This window comes from Mesorhizobium sp. M4A.F.Ca.ET.020.02.1.1, from assembly GCF_004022645.1.
Classification (GTDB): domain Bacteria; phylum Pseudomonadota; class Alphaproteobacteria; order Rhizobiales; family Rhizobiaceae; genus Mesorhizobium.
This window is the reverse complement of record NZ_RZOI01001229.1, coordinates 1-883: the sequence shown is the minus strand read 5'-3', so window position 1 is coordinate 883 and position 883 is coordinate 1. Positions and strand designations below refer to the sequence as shown.

Below are 883 nucleotides of genomic sequence, written 5' to 3'. Positions count from 1 at the left end.
CTGTCGCACCTGGCCTATGCCGGCTCGAAGAAATTGACCCGCCTGCCGCGGCGCACCGCGATCGTCGCCTTCTCAGCCGACGAGGTCTACGCCATCGCCGAGCTGATCCGCCGCCAGCAGGGCGGTGCCGCCGTCGTGCTCGGCGCGCTCTCGCCACGCACCCGCAACGCGCAGGTGGCGCTGTTCCAGTCGGGCGACGTCGACTACCTTGTCGCCACCGACGCCATCGGCATGGGGCTCAACCTCGACCTCGACCACGTCGCCTTCGCCCAGAACCGCAAGTTCGATGGCTACCAATACCGCAACCTGACCGCGGCCGAGCTCGGCCAGATCGCCGGCCGCGCCGGCCGCCACCTGCGCGACGGCACGTTCGGCGTCACCGGCCAGGTCGATCCGCTGGACGAGGAACTGGTCCAGAAGATCGAGGGCCATGACTTCGATCCGGTGAAGGTCCTGCAATGGCGCACCGCCGATTTCGATTTCTCCAGCCTCGACGCGCTGAAGCGCTCGATCGAGACCAACGCTCCGGTGGAGGGCCTGACACGCGCCCTGCCGGCGGTCGATGCGCAGGCGCTGGAGCATCTGTCGCGCGACGAGGAGATCCGCTCGCTCGCCACCGATGCCAGGCGCGTCGCGCTGCTCTGGGAAGCCTGTGCCCTGCCCGACTACCGCAAGATCGCACCGGCCCAGCATGCCGACCTGATCGCGTCGATCTACATGGACCTCGCCAGGCGCGGCCATGTCGATGAGAACTACATGGCCGAGCAGGTCCGCCGCGCCGACACGACCGATGGCGATATCGACACGCTCTCGCACCGCATCGCCCAGATTCGTACTTGGACCTTTGTCTCCAACCGGCCTGGCTGGCTGGCCGATCAGGCAC

Annotated in this window: 1 protein-coding gene; it reads left to right on the top strand. The window is 68.0% G+C overall.

Going from position 1 to position 883, the window contains the following annotated elements; translation table 11 throughout:
• Positions 1 to 883: helicase-related protein (locus tag EN742_RS36265; RefSeq protein ID WP_281035063.1), on the top strand; the 883-nt coding region annotated here is incomplete at both ends.